Raw genomic sequence first — 21,035 nt, 5'->3', positions numbered from 1 at the left:
AAAAAAGATCCCATAAGCCTTTGCTTGGGATCTTTTTTTATACCGAAATACAGCTTGTCGTTATGCTTGTTGCAACCACAGTAGATCGCTTTTTCCTGTTGAATGACTAAACTCAACACAAGAAATGGCTGACGTTGGAAACATTGGAGGCATAATTCCCGGAACAAAATCCGCCGTCAAATAACCCACTAATGGCAGATGAGAAACAATTAAAATATTCTCTATGTCTTCTACACTGCCCAGCGCTTTCACGTATTCCACTACATCATCAGAATCACCGTATGGCGTGATTTCATCAGACGTTTCTACCTTTGCATCGGCAACATTAAGAATAGGTTTAATCGCATTCCATGTTTGTTGAGCTCGTACATAAGGGCTCACCAATACATAATCAAACTGCACCTGATGAGTTTTCATTAACCACTGTGCAATTTGGGCTGATTGACTCTCGCCATGAGGTGTCAAATTACGTTCTTCATCACTTGGCGCATACATCTCAGCTTCGCCATGACGCATTATGAATACTTTCATTTATTCATTCTCAAATCATTACTAACCTCACAATAGTAGCAAGCAATGACAAAAAGGGGAAAGAGAGAGTTTGCTAGTCTGTGGGTTCAGCGCCATAATTAGAAAAATAAATATAAAAATGAGGGCATTAAATTGCCCATCTCTGCCTTAAAACAGGAGCACCCTGTGCATATCAGCCCAAATGATCAAAAGAAATATCGTTTTATCGAACTCGATAATAAACTGCGAGTATTGCTGGTTCAAGACGATACGGCTCCACGTTCTTCTGCCGCCCTTTCTGTTAATGTCGGTCACTTTGATGATCCTGACCATCGCCCAGGTCTTGCTCACTTTTTAGAGCATATGCTGTTTCTTGGTACAGAAAAATACCCAAAAGTGGGAGAGTTTCACTCATTTATTAACCAGCAAGGTGGCTCAAATAACGCATGGACAGGCACTGAACACACTACTTTTTTCTTTGAAATTTCTCACCATGCGTTTGAAGAAGGTCTTGATCGCTTTGGCCAGTTCTTCTATGCCTCATTATTTAACGAAGAAGCCGTAGATAAAGAACGTCAAGCCGTTGATTCAGAATATAAATTAAAACTTAAAGACGATGTTCGTCGTATTTATCAGGTACACAAAGAGACCATTAATCAAGCGCATCCATTCGCTAAATTCTCAGTAGGAAGCATTGATACGTTAGCCGATAACGACACTTCTTCTATCCGTGATGAAATGCTGGCTTTTTATCAAGACCATTATTCTGCCGATTTAATGACCGCTGTGGTTTTAGGGAATCGTCCACTTTGTGAATTAGAACTTTTAGCCACTCAATCTTTCTCTGCCATCCCTAATCAAAATTTAGGACATAAAACAATTGATGTCGCTTACGTAACAGAAGATCAACAAGCATGTTGGATAAATATTGAACCATTAAAAGAAGTTCGAAAGCTAACTCTCGCTTTTTCTTTGCCAAATCAAGACCGTTTTTACAAAACCAAACCGTTAAATTATCTTGGTCACCTGCTTGGTTATGAAGGCGAAGGCAGTTTAATGCTGTATTTAAAAAAACTCGGTTATATCCATTCGCTAACCGCTGGTGGTGGTGTGAGTGGCAGCAACTTCCGCGAGTTTACTCTGGCTTATAACTTAACGGAAAAAGGCATCGAACATACTGATGAGATCATTACACTCACTTATCAGTACATTGAACTTATCAAGCAGCAAGGCTTTGATGAATGGCGATACAGTGAGAAAAAAGCCGTTTTAGAGTCGGCTTTTCAATTCCAAGAAAAAAGCAAGCCACTTGATTTAGTTAGCCATCTTGTCATGAATTTACAACGCTATCATGCTGAAGACGCTATGTATGCCGACTATATGATGGAAGGCTACCATGAGCAGCAAATTAAAGATCTGTTAGAACAACTGACGCCTGAAAAAATGCGAGTAACCTTAGTGGCTCAAGGGTTAGAGTATGACCATAAAGATAAGTGGTATCATACCCCTTACTCAGTTCACCCACTGACAGAGAATCAATTGACACTTTGGAAAAATGTTGAGCCGCATCCTGAGCTTTTCCTTCCAGAGAAAAACCCTTATATTTGCTACGATCTTGAACCTCAAGCGTTAACAGATACCACCGAATTTCCAATGTTGATTGAAGACTTACCGGGTTTTCGTCTATGGCATAAGCAAGAAGAAGAATTTAGGGTACCAAAAGGTATGGTTTATATTGCCATCGATAGCCCACATTCCATTTCTGACCCACGAAAAATAGTAAAAACTCGCCTATGTGTCGAAATGCTGATGGATGCCTTGAGTGAACAAACCTATCAAGCTGAAATAGCAGGAATGGGCTACAACCTCTATTGTCACCAAGGTGGCGTCACTCTTGCTCTATCGGGCTTTAGTCAAAAGCAGCCTTTATTATTAGAGGTTATTTTAAAACGCTTTACTACTCGTGAGTTTAGTAGTGAACGTTTTGATTTCATTAAGAATCAACTGACACGTCACTGGAGCAACGCTTCGAAAGAGCGCCCTATTTCGCAACTTTTCAATGCATTATCAGGGATTTTACAACCAAACAATCCCCCTTACCCTGTCCTTCTTGAGGCATTAGAAAGTATAGAGGTCGATGATCTGCCTAACTTTGTTCAAGCGATGTTTGCAGAGTTACACGTTGAGATGTTTGTCTATGGTGACTGGTCACAGCAACAAGCTCTAGACTTAGGCAACTCACTAAAAAATGCACTTCGTATGCAAAATCAAACTTATGAAGAGTCATTTCGACCACTGATTATGTTAGGAGAATCCGGAACCTTTCAGCGTGAGCTATTTTGTGACCATTCTGATTCGGCCTTATTAGTCTATTATCAATCAGCTCAAGAAGACCCTCGCAGTTTTGCGCTTTATACGTTAGCAAACCATTTAATGTCGGCTTCTTTTTTCCATGAAATTAGAACCAAACAGCAATTAGGCTACATGGTTGGGACGGGAAATTTACCGTTAAACAAGCACCCAGGATTGATCTTATATGTTCAATCACCTATGGCTCCTCCTGCCATATTATTAGATGCGATTGATGAGTTTCTTAACGCCTTCTACATGGTGTTATTAGAGCTAAATGAAGAGCAATGGCAAAACAGTAAACAAGGATTGATTGATCAAATCTCTGATCCCGACACTAATCTTCGTGGTCGAGCTCAGCGCTTATGGGCCTGTATTGGCAATAAAGATTTAAATTTTGATCATAAAGAGCGTGTTGCTGACGAACTTAGTTTGCTAACGCGAACTGAAATGCTGCGTTTTGTGGTTAACGTACTAAAACCAAGAACTGCGAATCGCTTAATCATGCATTGCCAAGGCACCGAGCATGAACAATACGATCGCTTAGATGTTGGGTTAGAAATTGATTCTATTGATGAGTTCCAATTGCGAGCGAAAGACGTGAATCTTGGATAATTCCAATCGTTTAAACATTAAAAAAAGCCATCATAACCTTTGACTATGATGGCTTATAACTCATCTAATAAAGGTTGAACTTATTATCTCTAATAAGAATAAACACCATTATTTGAATTGGTATTATAAAGAAAACCTATCCCCATATTTATCAGCGTACTTCTTCATTAATGCCGCTAGCTTTTCTTCACCGATATTGTTCATATAAGTAAATGGGCCACCTAAGAAAGGGGGAAAACCGATACCAAAGATAGCGCCAATATCACCGTCTCTTTCTGAGCGAATAATACCTTCATCTAAGCAGCGTTTTGCTTCAGATAACATAGGCAATACACAGCGCATGGCTATCTCATCTTTGCTTAGCTGAGATTGCGGTTTAATGTTAAGTAGTGAATAGACATCTTGATCCGGCGCTTTCTTCTTACCTTTGTAGATATAGAAACCACGCTTAGTTTTCTTACCTAGACGCTTATCATCGATTAACGTTTGGAACACATCAGGGCTGCGGAATCTATCACCCAGTTCAGCTTCTAATATCGGCATGATCTTCGCGCCAATATCTACCCCAACCTCATCTAATAATGAAATTGGCCCTACAGGGAAACCAAAATCTAATAAAGCCTCATCGATGGCCTCTATCGGCTCACCCGCCAACAATAACCTTGCCGCTTCATTCATGTAAGGCGCTAAAATTCGGTTTACATAAAACCCAGCACAATCTTTAACGACTATCGGCGTTTTACCTTGTTGCTTCGCTAAAGAGACCACAGTAGCGATGGCTTCATCACTGGTCGTTTGATGCGGAATAACTTCAACCAAAGGCATTTTCTCTACTGGGCTAAAATAGTGTAAACCGACAATATTCTCAGGTTTTGCAGCGCCCTCTGCTATTTGGCCTATGGGAAGCGAAGAGGTATTGGTAGCAAAGATAACGTCTTCTTTTCCTTGCTCTTGCACCGCTTTTACCATCTCTTGTTTCAAAGCGAGATCTTCAAATACGGCCTCAACCACCACATCCAATTTTTTAAATCCGCTAAAATCGGTCACTCCCGTTAGTTGCAGCATTTGTTGTTGCAGCTTAGCCTTACTAATAATGTGGCGTTTTCTTAACTTATCTAAACGTTGGTAATGGTACTGGTAGGCATTTAACAATCCATCATTACTGATGTCTTTTATGGTGACGTTCTTTTTGGCTTTAGCAATAGAGACATGAGCAATACCACCGCCCATTAACCCACCACCTAACACTCCGACTCGATGAATAATTTTAGGCTCTGCTTCGCTGCCTTTCTCTTTTTTCATCTCTGTCATTGCAAAAAATAAGGAACGTAATGCAGCAGATTCAGGAGTCATGGCAAGCTTACCAAATTGCTCCGCTTCTCGTTGAAGCCCCTTTTTAATCCCTTTTTCTAACCCGTATTTAATGCTATCTAAAATTGCCGAAATCGCAGGGTAATTACCGCGTGCTTTTTTCTGCGCTTGTTTTTCTGCTTGAGAGAAAATCACATTACGACCAAGAGCGTTTCTTGATATCGCCCACTCTTTGGTTGCTACTTTGGTTTTTGATTTTTTCTTTACTGCAAATTCAGCGGCGGTTCGTGACAAAATAGTTTGTGGTACCGAGGCATTAACAACGCCTAACTTTAGGGCTTTTTTAGGTCTTAATTGCTTACCCGTTAAAATAATATCCAAACTGGCGAGTAACCCAATAAGTCGAGGCAATCGCTGTGTTCCGCCAGACCCCGGAAGCAACCCTAATTGCACTTCTGGCAGACCTAATTTCGTTTTATTGTCATCACTGCACACACGATAATCACACGCCAGTGCCAACTCTAATCCACCACCGAGACAAGGACCATGAATCGCGGCAACGGTAGCAAATGGTAGATCTTCAATGCGTTGAAACAACTGCTGACCTTTTTCAGCCAACGCTTGCGCTTCTGCTGCGCTTTCACAGTTAGCTATCATGCTAATGTCTGCGCCCGCAATAAAGTTATCGGGTTTACCTGATTGAATGACCAAGCCTTTAATGTCTGAATGTTGTGCTTCAATGTCATTAAGTACTTGAGTCACTTGTTCTGCAAATGCTGACTTTAGTGTGTTCATCTTTTCATTAGGCACATCAATCGTCAGCCAAGCGATACCGGCATCATCTTTAAACCAGGAAAACGCACTGCTGTTTTCTACTGCTTCAATAGCACTGTTATTTATTTCTAATGTCATTATTCAGCCTCCAAAACCATTGCTGCACCTAGGCCACCTGCGGCACATGCGGTATTTAACCCAAAGCCACCACCGCGGCGCTTTAGTTCTCGCAATGTTTGAATGATCATTCTGGCTCCCGTTGCCGCAAAAGGATGCCCATAAGCAATTGACCCACCAAGCACATTGAATTTATCCATGTCTATTTCACCAATGGCTTTATCTCTGCCTAAGCATTCTCTGGCGAATTTATCGGATGCAAACATTTTTACGTTCGATAACGTTTGTGCTGCAAAAGCTTCGTGCATATCTATCAAGGTTAAATCTGATAAAGAAATACCCGCTTTATCGAGGGCCATTGGTGTGGCATAAAATGGTCCCATTAACATGTCGTTATGCACATCTATCGCGCTAAAGGCAAAAGATCGAATATAGCCCAACGGTTCATAACCTAGTTCTTTGGCGCGCTTTTCACTCATTAATAATATTGCAGCACCACCATCTGTTAAAGGGGTGCTGTTGGCAGCAGTCACTGAACCGTATTTTCTATCAAACGCAGGACGCAATTTGGCGTAACTTGCAAGATCTGAGTCGTGGCGAATATTATTGTCCTGATCTAGCCAGGTTTTATACGGTTCTGGAAAAGCGGTCATCACTTCATCTTGTATCAAACCCTCTTGCCACGCTTTTGCAGCTAATGAGTGTGAACGGTGTGCTAACGCATCTTGCTCTTCACGAGTTATGCCGTGAGTTTTCGCCATTTGCTCTGCGGTTTGCCCCATCGAGATCCCTGTGGAATATTCAGCAACAGCAGGAGGTACAGGCGCAAGATCTTTCATTGATAAAGTACGAAGAAGGGAGAGTTTCTGACTTATGGTTTTGGTTTTGCTAAGGGCAAGCAACGTTGCGGCCATTTTTTTTGATACCCCAATAGGCAATACAGAAGAAGAATCTGCACCACCAGCAATACCAATATCAATGGTGCCAGCCATGATGCTTTCCACTACGTTTGCCGTGGTTTGAAAACTGGTCGCGCACGCTCTAGTCACACTGTAGGCATCGGTTGCGATATCCATACCTGTACCTAATACAATTTCACGTGCAATGTTTGGTGCTTCTGGCATTTGCACTACTTGGCCAAAGACAACTTGATCAATCAATTTTGGATCTATGTCTGTTTTATCCATCAATGCTTTTACGGCAAGCTTACCGAGATCTACCGCAGGCGTAGAAATAAAAGCCGTAGATTGCTTAGCAAATGGGGTTCGAATACCTGAAACAACCGCAATGCGATCACCTTGTCGTGTCGTTAATGGCTGATAGGTCTTTGATAATTTGGCGTTTGACATTGCATCTCCTTGCATAATATCAACCTAATAAGTGGTCAGACCTCACATTGTAATCAATTTGTTAATTTTGAGAAGTGAGTTATAGTAGAAATGTGAGCGGCGAATTATTAATCACTCATAAATTCTTGTTTACTGGTTAGAAATGAAGGTAATTAGATAGGAAAGTAGAAAAAATAAGAGAGCAATTAAGCTAACGATCTGACCCGTGAAAATGTAACCTACTGACTATTTTGATAAAAAAAAACCACATCAATCGATGTGGTCAGAATAAAAAACAATTAACGATAATAGCCAATTGTAAAATCAGTTTCACCTGATAAGGAGAAAGTAAAGTCAGCCTTCAAAAGGAAATGTTATCTTGCTCAACGGGTTGATTGCTCAACCAGATAACGAGATCAACTATAACGCGTCTCAGAATTCATTTATTGAAATAGATCAATTTTATGTTCTTTTACTACCTTCCTGCTTAATTAATGAATTCAAAACCAAGCAAACACCTCATGAATACTTTGTAACCACTCACCAATATTCCTCCCAAAAAAAGTGAAAAAATTAAAAGTTTTCATCAATTTAACATTAGAAAATGATCAATATAGAGCTTAAACTCTAAATACCACAAAGGGATAGGAATAATTCAAATTAATCAATAAGTTAACCATATTATCATTAATAAAAAATTAGGCTTAAAATAGAGTTTTAGCTCTAGTATTGTTAATTAAGAGTGGCATTTAAGAGCAAATCACGACCAGATCACGAATTTTAATGAATTTTTAGCAGTGGTCGGATTTGTCGTCTATGATCTGATCGTTATTATCTCGGCATCGAGATTTCAGTCTCAACTAAAAAAATCTTTTCAGTCGCAGAATTGAAAGGAAATAACAATACATGGAATATAATAATTATGAATAAGAAGCGTCTGTTTTCAAAAACACTTCTAGCAGCAACCATCACTCTTGCAACACAACAAGCTACTGCTGCCGGTTTCCAACTAAACGCACAATCAGCAACAGGCCTAGGCCGTGCATTTGCTGGTGATGCAGTAATCGCTGATAACGCATCAGTAATGTCACGTAACGCCGCTGCCATGGCTCTATTTGATTCATCACAGTTTTCAGGTGGTGTTAACTACATCAAAACTGATATTGATGTGACTGATGTTAGTTATGATTCTTCGGCTTTAGGCGGCGGTGTTGCTCCTGTAGATAGTGCAAATAATAGCAGTGGCACTCCAGTTCCAAATATCTATTATGTTCATCGTTTAAATGAACAATGGGCTTTTGGTGCCGGAATCTATTCTAACTTTGGTACATCAAATGAATTTGATGACTCATTTGGAACTAGCCCTACAACACCAGGAGCTAATGTTTATGGTGGGACAACTGAAATTAAAAGCATTAATTATGCTTTAACTGCATCTTTCCGTGTAAACGAACAGTTTAGCCTTGGCGGTGGTATTGACATCATTCAAGGTTCAGGAAAGTTAAAACGTGATCTAGGAACTACTCCTATTTTAGATATTGATGCTAGTGGAGTCGGTGTTGGTTTTAACCTTGGTGGTGTTTATGAGTTAAACGAAGGTAATCGCTTTGGTTTGTCTTATCACTACAGTCCCGAAATCGAAGCTGAAGATGGTAATCAAAAAGTTACATTACCATTACCAGATATGATTGAGTTCTCTGGTTACCATGAGATCAAAGATACCAAGTTTGCAGTGCACTATTCCGTTCAATACATTGGCTGGAGTGATTTCGATCAAATTGAATTCACAAATGCAGCAATCACTGAAAAAGAGTATAACTGGCAAAATGGTATGCACTACTCTATCGGTGGTACATATTTCTTAAACGATGCATGGACACTTCGTGCTGGTTACATGTACGACACAGCAGCACAGGATAAAGATACATCAATCTCTGTTCCTGACTCTGATCGCCAATGGTTATCAGCTGGTGTGAGTTACCACTTCCAGAAAAAACACACCGTTGACTTTGGCTTTACATATCTAATGGGTGACGATGTTAAAGTAGAAGAAGATACTGGCGGTATTCTTCCTCTAACAGCAACAACACACGCAGATGCTATTCTTGCAGGTGTTCAGTACAGCTACAGCTTCTAAGATTTATTCTTAAAAGTGTAAATACAAAAGGTCAGCATACGCTGGCCTTTTTTGATCGCCACGTATCTAAAAACAATGACATATAAACTAGAAACGATACGCTGCGCTAACTAGAACGCTTCGCTCTATTAGAGCAAACAACCCCCTCGAACTCCCCCTTCTATTTACTTTATCGATCTCAATAACTCATCAATCAAGGGGGAGAACCTTCTTTGATGCTGTTCGTTCAGCGATCACCTCTGAAACCTGCAAGCGAAGCGATCTTATCTTTCTTTACCTAAAAATTTCAGCGTACACATATACCCTCAAACAACAATTAAGACACACACCTGTACGCCCAAATAACACATCCGACCAGATAAATACAGAAAATTCAGATAAATTTGAAGTTTTCTACAGAAAAAAGTACTTAAAACTCGAATAAATCAATTTTTTGTTTGAAGTTTTTACTCTAGAACGTATTATCCACATCAACTTATTACCACGAAATTCAGCGTACACTTGTACCAATATGGAAAAATCAATGAACAATAATAAAAACCGCCTATCTCTTGCTATTGCACTTGGTCTATTAGGCTCAGTAACAAGCACAACTTCTATAGCAGCAGGCTTCCAATTGGCAGAGTATTCAGCGACTGGTCTTGGTCGTGCATACGCAGGTGAAGCAGCAATGGCTGACGGTGCTGATGCACAATGGCGTAACATGGCAATGCTAACTTACCTAGAAGGTACGCAGATTTCGGTGGGTGGTATTTATGTTGATCCTAACGTTGATGTAAATGGGTATGTTGATGGTTCAACATCATTAGCACCATTCGGAAAAAAACATACTTCATCGAAAGACTTTGCACACGATGCTTTTATTCCTAACTTATACGTCTCCCACCGTGTAAACGAAAAATTAGCACTAGGTGTAGCGCTTGGTACTAACTACGGCATGGAAACCGATTTAGGCCAAGATTTTTCGGCGACTAACTTCGGTAACCAAGCAAGCATTATCACTAAAGAGCTGAACCTAAACGTTGCTTACCAAGTGATGCCACAATTAAGCGTTGGTGGTGGTGTTCGTTATGTGATGGGTGAAGGGCATTTTGGTGCAACAATGACTAATAATATGCCAAATCTTGGACCTAACTTAAAACCAGGAGTTACCCTGAAATACATGGAAGGCACGGATGAAGCCTTCGGTTGGCAAGTAGGTACGGCTTGGCAGATCAACGAAACTAACCGCATCGGTTTTACTTATAAATCGCAAGTTGATTTAAACTTAGAAGGTCATGCAGAAGGCTTTGGCTTTAACCCTCAAAATTCAACACAACATTACTCAGGTTCAATGGCTTTAGCGATGCCAGCAACCGCTGAATTAGCAAGCTTTCATCAATTAAGTGATAAAGTAGCTATCCATGCGAGTTTTAACTGGACTGATTGGAGCAGCTTTGAGAAGTTAGAAGCGAATATCCCTTCTCTTGGTTTAGAAAATGACCTAATCAAACAAGAAAACTGGGAAGACAATTATCGCCTAGCAGTAGGTAGTACGTATACTCTTAATCAAAAAATAACTTTACGAACAGGTGTTGCTTACGATACATCCGCGGTAAATGAAGCAAACCGAACAACAACAATTCCTGAAACGGATCGTCTATGGTTAAGCGTCGGTGCTGGTTATGCTTGGTCTGATAACTTAACGCTAGATGCTGGTTTCACTTACATTTTTGCGAAAGATGCAAAAATGCAAGAACATAGAGAAGTAACAGGGGCTGCGGGTATTAAAGACCCTGCAACATTTGGTGGTGAATTCGAAGGCGAAACAACGGGTAGCGTATGGCTACTAGGTGTTCAAGCGAACTACCGTTTCTAATCAGTACTAATTGATTACATAGAAATTGCATTAGGCCTCATTATTGAGGCCTTTTTTATTTATAGCTGTATCTAACATTCAAAAACTAGACCTTGCCGATATAAATCAACACGCTACACTCAATTTATAGCGTTTTTAAGCACCATTATTTGGAGCCATTTATTCATGACTTTCATTACGACACTTAAACAACAACCTATATTATTACTGCTTACGATTATTTATAGTGCTGTATTTTTATTCTCAGCTTTTGACCCAATATCACGCGCCGTTTGGGTTGCTGAGATATTGCCGGCATTATTAATCCTCGCTGGTATTTTTTATATGGCAACACGTTTTGAGTTTAGCAAAACCGCTTATATATTAATGTTTGTCTGGCTTACTCTTCATACTATCGGCTCAAAATACACCTTTGCTGATGTCCCTTTTGACTGGTTTAATAATTTAATTGGGTCTGAGCGTAATAACTTTGATAGCGTCGCTCATTTCTCTATTGGCTTTTATGCTTATCCTATTGCGGAATATCTAATTAAAACCAAGAAATGCTCTGCACCACTCGCGATGGCGTTTGGTTTGTTTACATTAATGAGTATTGCGGCAGGCTATGAGATTATTGAGTGGTGGTACGCGGCAGTTGCCGGTGGTGAAGAAGGGATTGCGTTTTTAGGATCACAAGGTGATATTTGGGATGCTCAAAAAGATATGTTATGTGATACCGCGGGGGCATTAAGCGCTTTATTATTGATGATTATCCAGCGTAAAAAATGGCTAGTTTCAGAGTTCAGAGTTCAGAGTTCAGAGTTCAGAGTTCAGAGTTCAGAGTTCAGGAAAATAGTGAATCCTGAACTCTGATAATACTAAATATTATTCGTCTATTTCATCTAAGTAATCGTCAAGATCGCCTTCTGCATCTAAGTCTACTTCTGGTTCAACTTCTGCTTTAAAGTCTTGGCGTTGTAAATACACATCACGCGTTAATGCGTATGGATCTGGCGAGGCTTCTAACATAGGCTCTTGAGAGATCAACTGAACACGAGACTCCATTCCTTCTAAACCCCATTTTCCAAGGCCTTGCCAGAAGTTTAAGTAAGAAAGAGGCATATAAAAGCCATCAACAAAGTCCCCTGCTTCACGCAATGTCCAAGGACCATAACCCGGTAGCATAAAGTACGGTCCATTCCCAACACCATAATGACCAAGCGCATCACCAAAGGATTTACTGTCTGGTTTATTTATCTCAGCAGCACTGGCTATATCAATTAAGCCTACCAAGCCTAATGTTGTATTTAACCAAAATCGATTAAAGTGAACCATGGCTACGCTGCCATTACCCATGATTAAATTATTCACCATGCTCGATGGCTCATCTAGGTTAGCGAGAAAATTGGCTATCCCCATCCGAATTGGGCTTGGGGTGTATTCAACATAACCAACCGAGACAGGACGCACTAAATACGGGTCTAAAATATCGTAATTTAGCCCCCACATTACACGGTTGAATCCCTCTAACGGATCACCGAGATGAGAATCATCGTACTCTACCTCTACGACCTCTGTTGTTTCTACTTCATTATTATCTTGTTCTGGTGTTTGAGAGCAACCTACAATCAAAAACAATAACGAAAAAGATATCCCTATTCTTTTCAGCACAATACACCTTCGCCTAGCTTTATTAATATTATTATAGTTTATTCAAAAAAAAACGGGCAGAAGCTCAATGCTCTACCCGTTGTAGTATGCCACTTGTTAAAAGATATTAGTATTGCTTATCTATCTCAAGCGATACGTTCTTTCCTAGCGTACTTACTGCACTTTCACCGTACCAGTCGCCGTCTTTTGTTGATACGTTACCATCTTGATCGATACGAGCTCGAACAATAAAGTTTGGCATATCAGACAATTTACGCTGCTCCATCATATTATTGTCATCTGACATCATGATGCTAAGTGGGAAGCGACTTAGTGGGATACGAGCCGCTGCCACTGGCATTGGTGAACCGTCAGCAGGATGAATAGAAACAATCACGACACCTTGTGATGGCAGTGTCACATTACTGCCAAGGTTAATCGTAATAGGCACTTGCTTATCAAGATTCGCTTCAGGGCTTATCTTAGATTTTGCACGTTCGATACTGCGAGTCAGCATTTCATAGCGAGAGTCATCAGGACCAATCAGCATTTGCATTGCTTTCCATGCAGATACTGCACCTTTATAGTCTTGACGTTCAAACGAACTGAATGCAAGTAGCGATAAAGCGCGTAAATTGGTCGAGTCACCTCGAAGTACTTGCTTAAGCATTTGCTTGGCTTGATCTGCTTTCGCATCATCACCTGAAAGCATTAATGCTTGTGCGTAGCCTAATTTAATATCAACATCTGTTGGTTTTAATTCATACGCTTTTTTCATTGCGCCCACAGAAGTATCAATATCACGATTAGACATACCAATACGACCTAGCAAGAACCACCCCATTGCATCATTAGGTTCATGGTGCAACTTGGTACGTAGTGCCAAAGTCAGGTTTGCCATTTCAGCGTCACTTAGCGCAACACCTTCTGGATTCATTAGTTGTTGAGATAGCTCAGGTAAGCGTGCACTTACTTCTTGCCACTTTTCAACTTTATCTAAGCTACCAAATTTAAAATATAACCCATACGAGATAACAATAAAGATGATGATTGAAGGCAAGATAAATAATCGTGCATTCAAGCTGTCTTGTTGTGCTTTCTCTGTTGCGGGAATATCATCTAGCAAAGATTGCTTTAGCTCTGTGATTAACTCATCTTGGTTATTCACAAGACCTTCGGCGTCTTCTTCTTTCAGTTCAGCTAAGCGATCTTTATAGAAAGCTTTGTTCAATTCATCTCGGCGTGCTTCATCGTCTTGCGCTTTTGCTTTCCATAACGGAAGCACGATAAATACAATACCAACAAAAATTAGGGCTAAGGTCGAAATCCAAAACAAAATCATTTGTTTACCTTCCCATCGTCATTTTTATTCTCATTTAATAAGGCGTTCAAACGTTCTTCATGTTCGTTATCCCACTCTTCTGAATTATCTTCTGTTACCACTTTTGATTTACGGCTACGAAGCACAATAAAACCAAAGCCAAACACAAGCACACCTAGCGGACCTAGCCATAAAACCAATGTCCCAGCAGTTAGCGGCGGATCGTAAGTAACAAAGTTACCGTAACGATCAATCATATAGTCGACAATTTCTTGGTCTGATTTACCAGCTTTGGTCATTTCATACACCTTATGGCGCATGTCTTGAGCAAGCTCTGCATTTGAATCAGCAATGTTATTGTTCTGACATTTAGGGCAACGTAATGTTTGACCTAGTTCTTTAAATTGCTGCTCTTGCTCTGGTGAATCAAACTTATACAAATCAATGGTTGCGTAACTTGCTTGCACTGCAAAAAAACTGAATGCGATAGCTGCAAAGCTACGAAGTCCCCATTTGCGTAGGTGAGTCGTCATTATTTCGCCTCCGCAATCAGTTGATCATACATTGGCTTTAATACTTCATTCCAATTGCGATCATTTACATCGCCAACATGACGATAGCGAACGATACCGTTGCTGTCGATTAGGAAGGTTTCAGGTGCGCCGTACACACCTAAATCCATACCCAGCATGCCATCACCATCAAATAGAGTGATTAAATACGGGTTACCTAACTCAGTTAGCCATTGAATTGCACCAGCTCTATCGTCTTTGTAGTTCATACCGATAATCTTAACACCTTGAATGGCAAGGGTATTAAGATACTGATGCTCGGCATAACACGTTGGACACCACGTTGCCCATACGTTTAGCAATAAAGGCTCCCCTTTAAAAATACTCTGATCGTATAGTTTGCCTTCTTGTGCTAAATCTTCTAAACGAAACTCTGGTACGTGCTTACCAACTAACACTGATTCTAGCTTTGTTGGGTCATCTCCATTTGAGTTGCGTGTTAACTGAGTAGCAAACACGGCAACTAAAATTAAAAACAGTGCTAGAGGTGCAAATAAAAACTTCTTATTCATAATTTAAGCTTCCTGTTTTTTATCTGTTTTACGGAAACGGTAACGCTTATCAGATAGCGCTAACATACCGCCAAGAGCCATAAATAATGAGCCAGCCCAGATCCAACGTACAAATGGTTTGTAGTAAATACGAACAGCCCATGAACGGTTATCATCTAAGCGCTCACCCATTGCGATGTATAAATCACGAGTAAAGCCACGATCAATCGCTGCCTCTGTCATCATTGAACCTGCTGTTTCATAGAAACGTTTTTCAGCATGAAGCGTATTAATCGCCTTACCGTCTAACGTAATATCAAAATCAGCAGTGTAGCCATCGTAGTTAGGACCATCAGTATCACGAACACCTGCAAAGTAGAACTGGTAACCGTTCATTTCAATGTGTTCACCCGGTGCTAAACGAACATCTTTTTCGATGCTGTAGTTTTGTACCATGGCAATACCGATAACACTTACCGCTAGACCAATGTGCGCGAACATCATTGCCCAATGGCTACGACCCAGTTTCGTTATACCTACAGAGAATGAATGACGATGAGTTGCACGCTCGTACAATTCAAAACCGTGTAAAATCACAATCCAAATAGACATCATCCAACCAAGGTATGGCATGAATTGGAATCTATCGGCAAAGATAACCATGAATATTGCGGCTAATGGGATCGTAATCGCACCTGTGATTACCATACGTTTTGCTAAGTGACTTAAATTATCACGCTTCCAACGGATCAGAGGACCGATACCCAATAGGAATGCAAATGGGATCATTAACCACGCAAACAACATATCAAAGAACGGCGCACCAATAGATACTGAGCCTAAGCCTAGTTGTTTATGTACTAACGGCAATAACGTACCAACAAGAACAACAACTAAGGCTGTCATTAATAAAATGTTGTTAGCTAGTAACGCATTTTCACGAGAGAACAGTGAGAAGTTACCACGAACTCGTACTGATGCGCCTTTTAGTGCGAACAGCAGTAATGAACCACCGATCACCATGACTAAGAAGCCAAGAATAAACATGCCTCGTGCAGGATCAGAAGCAAAGGCGTGAACCGATACTAAGATGCCTGAACGTACTAGGAATGTACCTAATAAACTTAATGAGAAGGCTAAAATCGCCAGCAATACTGTCCACGCTTTAAAGGTGCCACGTTTCTCTGTTACCGCTAATGAGTGCATTAGTGCGGTACCAGCAAGCCAAGGCATGAATGATGCGTTTTCTACTGGATCCCAGAACCACCAGCCACCCCAGCCAAGTTCATAATATGCCCACCATGAACCTAAAGAGATGCCTACTGTTAGGAATGACCATGCTGCGATTGTCCAAGGACGAGACCAACGAGCCCAAGCCGTATCTAAACGACCCGCCATTAGCGAAGCAATAGCGAAAGAGAACGCAACTGAGAAACCTACATAACCCATGTATAGCATTGGTGGGTGAATGATTAGACCTGGATCTTGAAGAAGAGGGTTCAAATCACGACCATCAATTGGGAAGAATGGCAAAGTACGTAAGAATGGGTTTGACGTTAGAATAATGAAAAGTAGGAAACCAACGTTAATCCACCCCATTACTGCTAATACTCGTGCAATCGACTCTTGTGGCATACCACGACTGAAGGTTGCTACGGCAACGGTCCAACCAGCTTGGATAAGAACCCAAAGCAATAAAGATCCTTCGTGAGCACCCCAAACGGCGGTTAAACGGTAATACCAAGGAAGTAAGCTGTTTGAGTTACTTGCTACATATTGCAGAGTGAAATCGTTAATGTAGAAGGCCCACATTAAGATCCCAAATGATAAGCCAAGGAGTAAGAACATTCCCCATGACAATGGTCTTGCACTTTGCATTAATGCTTTATTACCACGGCTCACACCATATATTGGTAATATACTCAATAGGATCGAAAGCCCTAGAGAAGCAATTAAGGCAAAATGACCGAGTTCTGCGATCATTGACCTGTTCCTTGTTTTTGTTGTTCTGTGTATTGAAGTGGTTCATGCGTTTTCTTCATTGCTTCTGCAACTTCAGGTGGCATGTACTCTTCATCATGTTTTGCCAATACTTCGTGAGCCTTAATCGTTGTTGCATCTACAAGAACACCTTGTGCAACAATACCTTGGCCTTCACGGAATAAATCCGGAAGAATACCATTATAAGTAACGGTCACTTCAGGGCCAATATCAGCAACCTTGAATGACACTTCTAATGAATCACTGTCACGTTTTACTGATCCTGCGACAACCATACCACCGATACGAAGACGCTGACCAACCTCTGGTTTTGTTCCATCAGGTTTACCATTAACCAGTTCAGTTGGTGTATAGAATAAATCCATATTTTGATTTAATGCGTAAATCATTAAACCAACGGTTGCACTAACCCCAAAGAATAGAGCAAGGATCAATCCTAGGCGCTTTTTACGTCTTGGATTCATAGTGTGTTCTCCATAGTTTTTGCTTTTTTAATTCGTTCTTCTCGTGCCATTTTTTGTTCAATCTCTTTTAGCAATTGACGACGCTTGCCTAAGCTAGAGAATAAAATCCAAAATAAGGAGAGAAAAGTGGCACCAAAGGCACCCCATACATAAACGGCATAACCGCCCATGGCTAAAAAATCACTGAAAGTTTCAAAATGCATAACAATAATTCCCTTCTCTCGTTATTTAGACGCGGTAGATTTTGGTTCTACTAGCGCTCTAACCCAAGGACGGTGACTCTCTTTTGCTAAAATTTCATTCCTAAAACGAATAAGAGTCACAGAACCAAAGAAAGTTGCAAAGCCAATGATATTTAATAATAAAGGCCACAACATATCAGACGAAATCGAAGGTTTATCAAATTTAGTTATACTTGCACCTTGATGAAGGGTATTCCACCACTCTACTGAGAAGTGAATAATTGGCAGGTTAATCACCCCAACAATCGCCAGAATACCGGCAGCACGAGCGGCTGTACGTTGATCATCAAAGGCGTTATATAGCGCCATTACACCTAGGTATAAGAAAAGAAGAATAAGCTCAGACGTTAAACGTGCATCCCATACCCACCATGCACCCCACATTGGTTTACCCCAAACGGCACCGGTAAGCAAAGCAATGAACGTGAATACAGCACCAATCGGTGCCATTGCCGCTGCTGCCATATCTGACAGTTTCAACTGCCAAACGAGACCAATAAATGCCGCAATTGCCATCGACATATAAGCACCCATTGACAGAATGGCCGAAGGAACATGTATGTAGATAATTCTAAAACTATCACCCTGCTGATAATCAGAAGGAGCAAACGCCAGTCCCCAAATGGTACCTACCGTTAAACTGATAATTGAAATCACCGCAAACCACGGCAATAGCGTGGTACTTAATTGATACGCTTTCTCTGGTTTAGCGTAAGGATGAAGCCATTTCCACATTGGTTTATCTCACTTACTCAAATATAAAATTATAATTATGATTTATTGAACACTCACTCGCAGTGCCGAACTAATGGCAAATGGAGTCAATGTTGCGGAGCCCATAAAAAGAGCACCTAAAATTGCTAGTTGGCCATTATAAGCCATACCGAGACCAGCAGCATCAATTGCTGATGTCGCAAAAATTAGAACCGGGATATATAAAGGTAGAATCAATAAGCTAAGTAAAACACCACCCTTTTGTAGTCCAACGGTTAACGCCACTCCAACAGCACCAAGAAAACTTAACGTTGGTGTCCCGAGCAATAATGTTAATACGATAGCCAGCCACGAATTAAAATCCAAAGACAGCAATATGGCAAGCAATGGACTAATAATGATTAACGGTAGACCTGTCAGTATCCAGTGAGCAAAGACTTTAGCTAAAACTAATACCGACAAAGGGGTTGGCATTAACATCATCTGCTCTAATGAACCATCTGAAAAATCGTCTCGAAACAATCGCTCTAAAGAAAGTAATGCCGATAATAAAGCGGCTACCCACACAATACCTGCTGCAATACGCGCTAGAAGTACTGGCTCAGGACCAATACTAAGTGGGAATAAGGTAATTACGATAATAAAAAACCACAAAGGGTTAAGAATATCCGCTTTACGACGAAAGGCGATTAATAACTCACGTCGAATAATTGTTGTCATTGAAGCAAACATCTATTCACCTAATCTGATTTTTTTGAGTTCATTACTGTCTGTAAATAGATCTTGGTGCGTGGTAAGCAAAACAATGCCCCCTTGTTTTGCGTGATCCATAAATAGCTGTTCAAGCACTTTAACCCCTTGTTTATCAATCGCAGTCAAAGGCTCATCTAAAATCCATAGTTTTTGTTTACTAAGCCAAAGTCTCGCTAAAGCAACTCGACGCTGTTGGCCTGCAGATAATTGCCCTGCTGCAACATCTTCACGCCCAGCTAAACCCACTCTTGCTAACGCATCCCAAATGGCATTTTCATCGTATTGGTTATGCATAGATTGATAAAAAGTGAGGTTTTCAAATGCAGTTAACTCACGTTTAACACCGGTATGATGACCTAAAAAAAGTAAATCGCTATGAAATTCTTCACGACTTTTCTTTATAGATTCACCCTTCCAATAGATCTCGCCTTCATCCGCATAACCTAAACCTGCAATAATACGAAGCAATGTTGTTTTACCTGCACCATTTTGCCCTTCTATCTGAATTAACTCACCATCTGAGATGGTAAAACTCAATTGTTCAAATAGAACGCGTTCATCTCGAATACAGGTAACGTTACGAATTTCTAGCATAAGTATCTATTGTTGAAAAATATTAGGGGCATTCTAGCACAGCAAAAACGGGGAAACTTAGATATAAAACAAATCTATTTAGATAGATAAGTAAATAAGTATGTCCGATCGTTTCACTTTATTAATCCCTTTATATTTGTATGGGTATCAACAAGTTGCTTCATATAAAAGCAATGTACCACTTAATGGTTAGCTCATTTAAGATTACAACTCAACATACTATAAGATAAATAAAAAAAGCCCCTCAATGAGGAGCTTTTATGTATTCTGCAATTAAAAAGACGTTATTCTTCGTCTTCTAATCGTAATGGTGGAATGGAGCCTTTACCTGCTGCTATTTTGGCTTGTAAAGACATCATTAACTCGGCTTCTGCTTTAGGCAACTCACACTCTTCCATCAACTCATTGATTCCTGCGCCTAACTGAACCAATTTGTTGGCTCTTGAATACAAACGGCTATCCGCATCTGTATTTTCTAGTTCATTTAAACGATCATCAAAATGTTGACTTAACTGAGTCATATCCGCCACTTTTTGTCCCAAATTGATTGAGCCAGTACGGAATTCAACAAATTGCTTTTGTAGCTTTTGTTGCTCATCTTGAAGTTGTTTGTTTTGCGTCTGAGCTTGAGTTAATTGTAATTCTAATTGCTTGTTTTTACGGTTTAATAAAACATAAACCACAAGCACTAGGATCATTGCTGTTGCTGCAAATAGCTCTGAGAGCTGAGTTAAAATATCAACCATTATAGGCTTGCCATGTCATCCCATTCGTCTTCAGACAAAAGTTTGTTAAGGTCAACCAAGATAAGTAACTTGCCGTCACGGTTGCTAACGCCTTGGATGAACTTAGCGCTTTCTTCCGTACCAACACTTGGCGTAGTGTCAATCTCTGATGAACGTAAGTATACAACTTCTGCCACGCTATCAACAAGGATACCGATAACTTGACGCTCAGATTCGATCACAATAATACGTGTATTGTCAGTGATCTCACCTTGCATTAGACCAAAACGTGAACGAGTATCAATAACAGTGACTACATTACCACGAAGGTTAATGATACCTAGAACGTAATCTGGCGCGCCCGGAACGGGTGCAATTTCGGTATGACGTAATACTTCACGTACTTGCATTACATTGATACCGTAAGTTTCTTCTTCTAGTTGAAACGTTACCCACTGTAATACTTCGTCATTTACTTGATCTTTACGGATCTCTACTTCATTAACCTGAGACATTTTATTTCCTCGTAC

At 40.4% G+C, this 21,035-nt stretch carries 19 protein-coding genes; 4 read left to right on the top strand and 15 right to left on the bottom strand.

Translation table 11 applies throughout. From position 1 onward, the window contains the following. Nucleotides 1–60: 60 nt before the first annotated feature. Nucleotides 61–531: a phosphohistidine phosphatase SixA gene (gene sixA / locus PVK71_RS01655; RefSeq protein WP_274417282.1), complete on the bottom strand. Its 471-nt coding sequence runs from the start codon at nt 529–531 to the stop codon at nt 61–63. A gap of 165 nt (nt 532–696) precedes the next feature. Between sixA and PVK71_RS01650 the strand changes: the two genes are divergently transcribed. Next, nucleotides 697–3,474: an insulinase family protein gene (locus PVK71_RS01650; protein WP_274417283.1), complete on the top strand. Its 2,778-nt coding sequence runs from the start codon at nt 697–699 to the stop codon at nt 3,472–3,474. 123 nt (nt 3,475–3,597) lie between these two features. Here the strand turns inward: PVK71_RS01650 and fadJ are convergent, their stop codons facing one another. Together fadJ and fadI are read right to left on the bottom strand one after the other, a co-directional pair. Further along, nucleotides 3,598–5,697 carry a fatty acid oxidation complex subunit alpha FadJ gene (gene fadJ, locus PVK71_RS01645; protein ID WP_274417284.1) on the bottom strand — a complete coding sequence of 700 codons (2,100 nt, stop codon included), beginning with the start codon at nt 5,695–5,697 and terminating at the stop codon, nt 3,598–3,600. Further along, nucleotides 5,697–7,025 (bottom strand): acetyl-CoA C-acyltransferase FadI, encoded by a 1,329-nt coding sequence (fadI, locus tag PVK71_RS01640; protein WP_274417286.1) that lies wholly within the window; start codon nt 7,023–7,025, stop codon nt 5,697–5,699. The genes fadJ and fadI overlap by 1 nt, the downstream gene beginning before the upstream one ends. A gap of 901 nt (nt 7,026–7,926) precedes the next feature. Here fadI and PVK71_RS01635 point away from each other — a divergent pair. The 3 genes from PVK71_RS01635 to PVK71_RS01625 all read left to right on the top strand — a co-directional run bounded on the left by PVK71_RS01635 (nt 7,927) and on the right by PVK71_RS01625 (nt 11,851). Further along, nucleotides 7,927–9,141, top strand: coding sequence for an OmpP1/FadL family transporter (locus PVK71_RS01635; RefSeq protein WP_274417287.1), 1,215 nt, complete (start codon nt 7,927–7,929; stop codon nt 9,139–9,141). Between the two features lie 523 nt (nt 9,142–9,664). After that, the gene (locus tag PVK71_RS01630) at nt 9,665–10,999 is read left to right on the top strand and encodes an outer membrane protein transport protein (RefSeq protein WP_274417288.1); all 1,335 of its coding nucleotides are present in this window, start codon (nt 9,665–9,667) and stop codon (nt 10,997–10,999) included. A gap of 165 nt (nt 11,000–11,164) precedes the next feature. Next, nucleotides 11,165–11,851, top strand: a complete 687-nt coding sequence (locus PVK71_RS01625; RefSeq protein ID WP_274417289.1) for a DUF2238 domain-containing protein — start codon at nt 11,165–11,167, stop codon at nt 11,849–11,851. 12 nt (nt 11,852–11,863) lie between these two features. Here PVK71_RS01625 and PVK71_RS01620 read toward each other — a convergent pair whose 3' ends face one another. The 12 genes from PVK71_RS01620 to PVK71_RS01565 form a co-directional block, all read right to left on the bottom strand. Continuing rightward, nucleotides 11,864–12,646, bottom strand: a complete 783-nt coding sequence (locus PVK71_RS01620; protein WP_443111699.1) for an MlaA family lipoprotein — start codon at nt 12,644–12,646, stop codon at nt 11,864–11,866. Between the two features lie 109 nt (nt 12,647–12,755). After that, nucleotides 12,756–13,970 carry a c-type cytochrome biogenesis protein CcmI gene (ccmI, locus tag PVK71_RS01615; protein ID WP_274417291.1) on the bottom strand — a complete coding sequence of 405 codons (1,215 nt, stop codon included), beginning with the start codon at nt 13,968–13,970 and terminating at the stop codon, nt 12,756–12,758. Continuing rightward, nucleotides 13,967–14,482, bottom strand: coding sequence for a cytochrome c-type biogenesis protein (locus PVK71_RS01610; RefSeq protein WP_274417292.1), 516 nt, complete (start codon nt 14,480–14,482; stop codon nt 13,967–13,969). The genes ccmI and PVK71_RS01610 overlap by 4 nt, the downstream gene beginning before the upstream one ends. Continuing rightward, nucleotides 14,482–15,033: a DsbE family thiol:disulfide interchange protein gene (locus tag PVK71_RS01605; RefSeq protein WP_274417293.1), complete on the bottom strand. Its 552-nt coding sequence runs from the start codon at nt 15,031–15,033 to the stop codon at nt 14,482–14,484. Before PVK71_RS01605 ends, PVK71_RS01610 begins: the two co-directional genes overlap by 1 nt. 3 nt (nt 15,034–15,036) lie before the next feature. Then, nucleotides 15,037–16,995 carry a heme lyase CcmF/NrfE family subunit gene (locus PVK71_RS01600; RefSeq protein ID WP_274417294.1) on the bottom strand — a complete coding sequence of 653 codons (1,959 nt, stop codon included), beginning with the start codon at nt 16,993–16,995 and terminating at the stop codon, nt 15,037–15,039. Beyond that, a complete protein-coding gene (gene ccmE, locus PVK71_RS01595; protein ID WP_130048690.1) occupies nt 16,992–17,477 on the bottom strand; it encodes a cytochrome c maturation protein CcmE in 486 nt (161 codons plus the stop codon). Before ccmE ends, PVK71_RS01600 begins: the two co-directional genes overlap by 4 nt. Beyond that, nucleotides 17,474–17,680, bottom strand: a complete 207-nt coding sequence (gene ccmD, locus PVK71_RS01590) for a heme exporter protein CcmD (protein WP_130044165.1) — start codon at nt 17,678–17,680, stop codon at nt 17,474–17,476. Before ccmD ends, ccmE begins: the two co-directional genes overlap by 4 nt. Before the next feature lie 21 nt (nt 17,681–17,701). Further along, on the bottom strand, nt 17,702–18,454 hold the full coding sequence (locus tag PVK71_RS01585) for a heme ABC transporter permease (protein WP_274417296.1): 753 nt from the start codon (nt 18,452–18,454) through the stop codon (nt 17,702–17,704). A 42-nt stretch (nt 18,455–18,496) separates the two neighbouring features. Then, a complete protein-coding gene (gene ccmB / locus PVK71_RS01580; RefSeq protein ID WP_274417297.1) occupies nt 18,497–19,165 on the bottom strand; it encodes a heme exporter protein CcmB in 669 nt (222 codons plus the stop codon). Then, a complete protein-coding gene (ccmA, locus tag PVK71_RS01575; protein WP_130048686.1) occupies nt 19,166–19,780 on the bottom strand; it encodes a cytochrome c biogenesis heme-transporting ATPase CcmA in 615 nt (204 codons plus the stop codon). 284 nt (nt 19,781–20,064) lie between these two features. After that, complete coding sequence (locus tag PVK71_RS01570) at nt 20,065–20,526, bottom strand: DUF2802 domain-containing protein (RefSeq protein WP_274417298.1); 462 nt, start codon at nt 20,524–20,526, stop codon at nt 20,065–20,067. Beyond that, nucleotides 20,526–21,020: a chemotaxis protein CheW gene (locus PVK71_RS01565; protein WP_130044160.1), complete on the bottom strand. Its 495-nt coding sequence runs from the start codon at nt 21,018–21,020 to the stop codon at nt 20,526–20,528. The genes PVK71_RS01570 and PVK71_RS01565 overlap by 1 nt, the downstream gene beginning before the upstream one ends. Nucleotides 21,021–21,035: the final 15 nt, after the last annotated feature.

The sequence above is a fragment of the Aliivibrio sp. S4MY1 genome (genome assembly GCF_028765545.1).
GTDB lineage: Bacteria > Pseudomonadota > Gammaproteobacteria > Enterobacterales > Vibrionaceae > Aliivibrio.
The sequence above is the reverse complement of the archived record's forward strand: the minus strand, read 5'-3'. Positions and strand labels throughout refer to the sequence as shown.

Bases quoted from the DNA above. Each gene is read 5' to 3' on its own strand.
- sixA (WP_274417282.1), bottom strand. From the start codon at position 531: ATGAAAGTATTCATAATGCGTCATGGCGAAGCTGAGATGTATGCGCCA.
- fadJ (WP_274417284.1), bottom strand. From the start codon at position 5,697: ATGACATTAGAAATAAATAACAGTGCTATTGAAGCAGTAGAAAACAGC.
- fadI (WP_274417286.1), bottom strand. From the start codon at position 7,025: ATGTCAAACGCCAAATTATCAAAGACCTATCAGCCATTAACGACACGA.
- PVK71_RS01635 (WP_274417287.1), top strand. From the start codon at position 7,927: ATGAATAAGAAGCGTCTGTTTTCAAAAACACTTCTAGCAGCAACCATC.
- PVK71_RS01630 (WP_274417288.1), top strand. From the start codon at position 9,665: ATGAACAATAATAAAAACCGCCTATCTCTTGCTATTGCACTTGGTCTA.
- PVK71_RS01625 (WP_274417289.1), top strand. From the start codon at position 11,165: ATGACTTTCATTACGACACTTAAACAACAACCTATATTATTACTGCTT.
- ccmI (WP_274417291.1), bottom strand. From the start codon at position 13,970: ATGATTTTGTTTTGGATTTCGACCTTAGCCCTAATTTTTGTTGGTATT.
- PVK71_RS01610 (WP_274417292.1), bottom strand. From the start codon at position 14,482: ATGACGACTCACCTACGCAAATGGGGACTTCGTAGCTTTGCAGCTATC.
- PVK71_RS01605 (WP_274417293.1), bottom strand. From the start codon at position 15,033: ATGAATAAGAAGTTTTTATTTGCACCTCTAGCACTGTTTTTAATTTTA.
- PVK71_RS01600 (WP_274417294.1), bottom strand. From the start codon at position 16,995: ATGATCGCAGAACTCGGTCATTTTGCCTTAATTGCTTCTCTAGGGCTT.
- ccmE (WP_130048690.1), bottom strand. From the start codon at position 17,477: ATGAATCCAAGACGTAAAAAGCGCCTAGGATTGATCCTTGCTCTATTC.
- ccmD (WP_130044165.1), bottom strand. From the start codon at position 17,680: ATGCATTTTGAAACTTTCAGTGATTTTTTAGCCATGGGCGGTTATGCC.
- PVK71_RS01585 (WP_274417296.1), bottom strand. From the start codon at position 18,454: ATGTGGAAATGGCTTCATCCTTACGCTAAACCAGAGAAAGCGTATCAA.
- ccmB (WP_274417297.1), bottom strand. From the start codon at position 19,165: ATGTTTGCTTCAATGACAACAATTATTCGACGTGAGTTATTAATCGCC.
- ccmA (WP_130048686.1), bottom strand. From the start codon at position 19,780: ATGCTAGAAATTCGTAACGTTACCTGTATTCGAGATGAACGCGTTCTA.
- PVK71_RS01570 (WP_274417298.1), bottom strand. From the start codon at position 20,526: ATGGTTGATATTTTAACTCAGCTCTCAGAGCTATTTGCAGCAACAGCA.
- PVK71_RS01565 (WP_130044160.1), bottom strand. From the start codon at position 21,020: ATGTCTCAGGTTAATGAAGTAGAGATCCGTAAAGATCAAGTAAATGAC.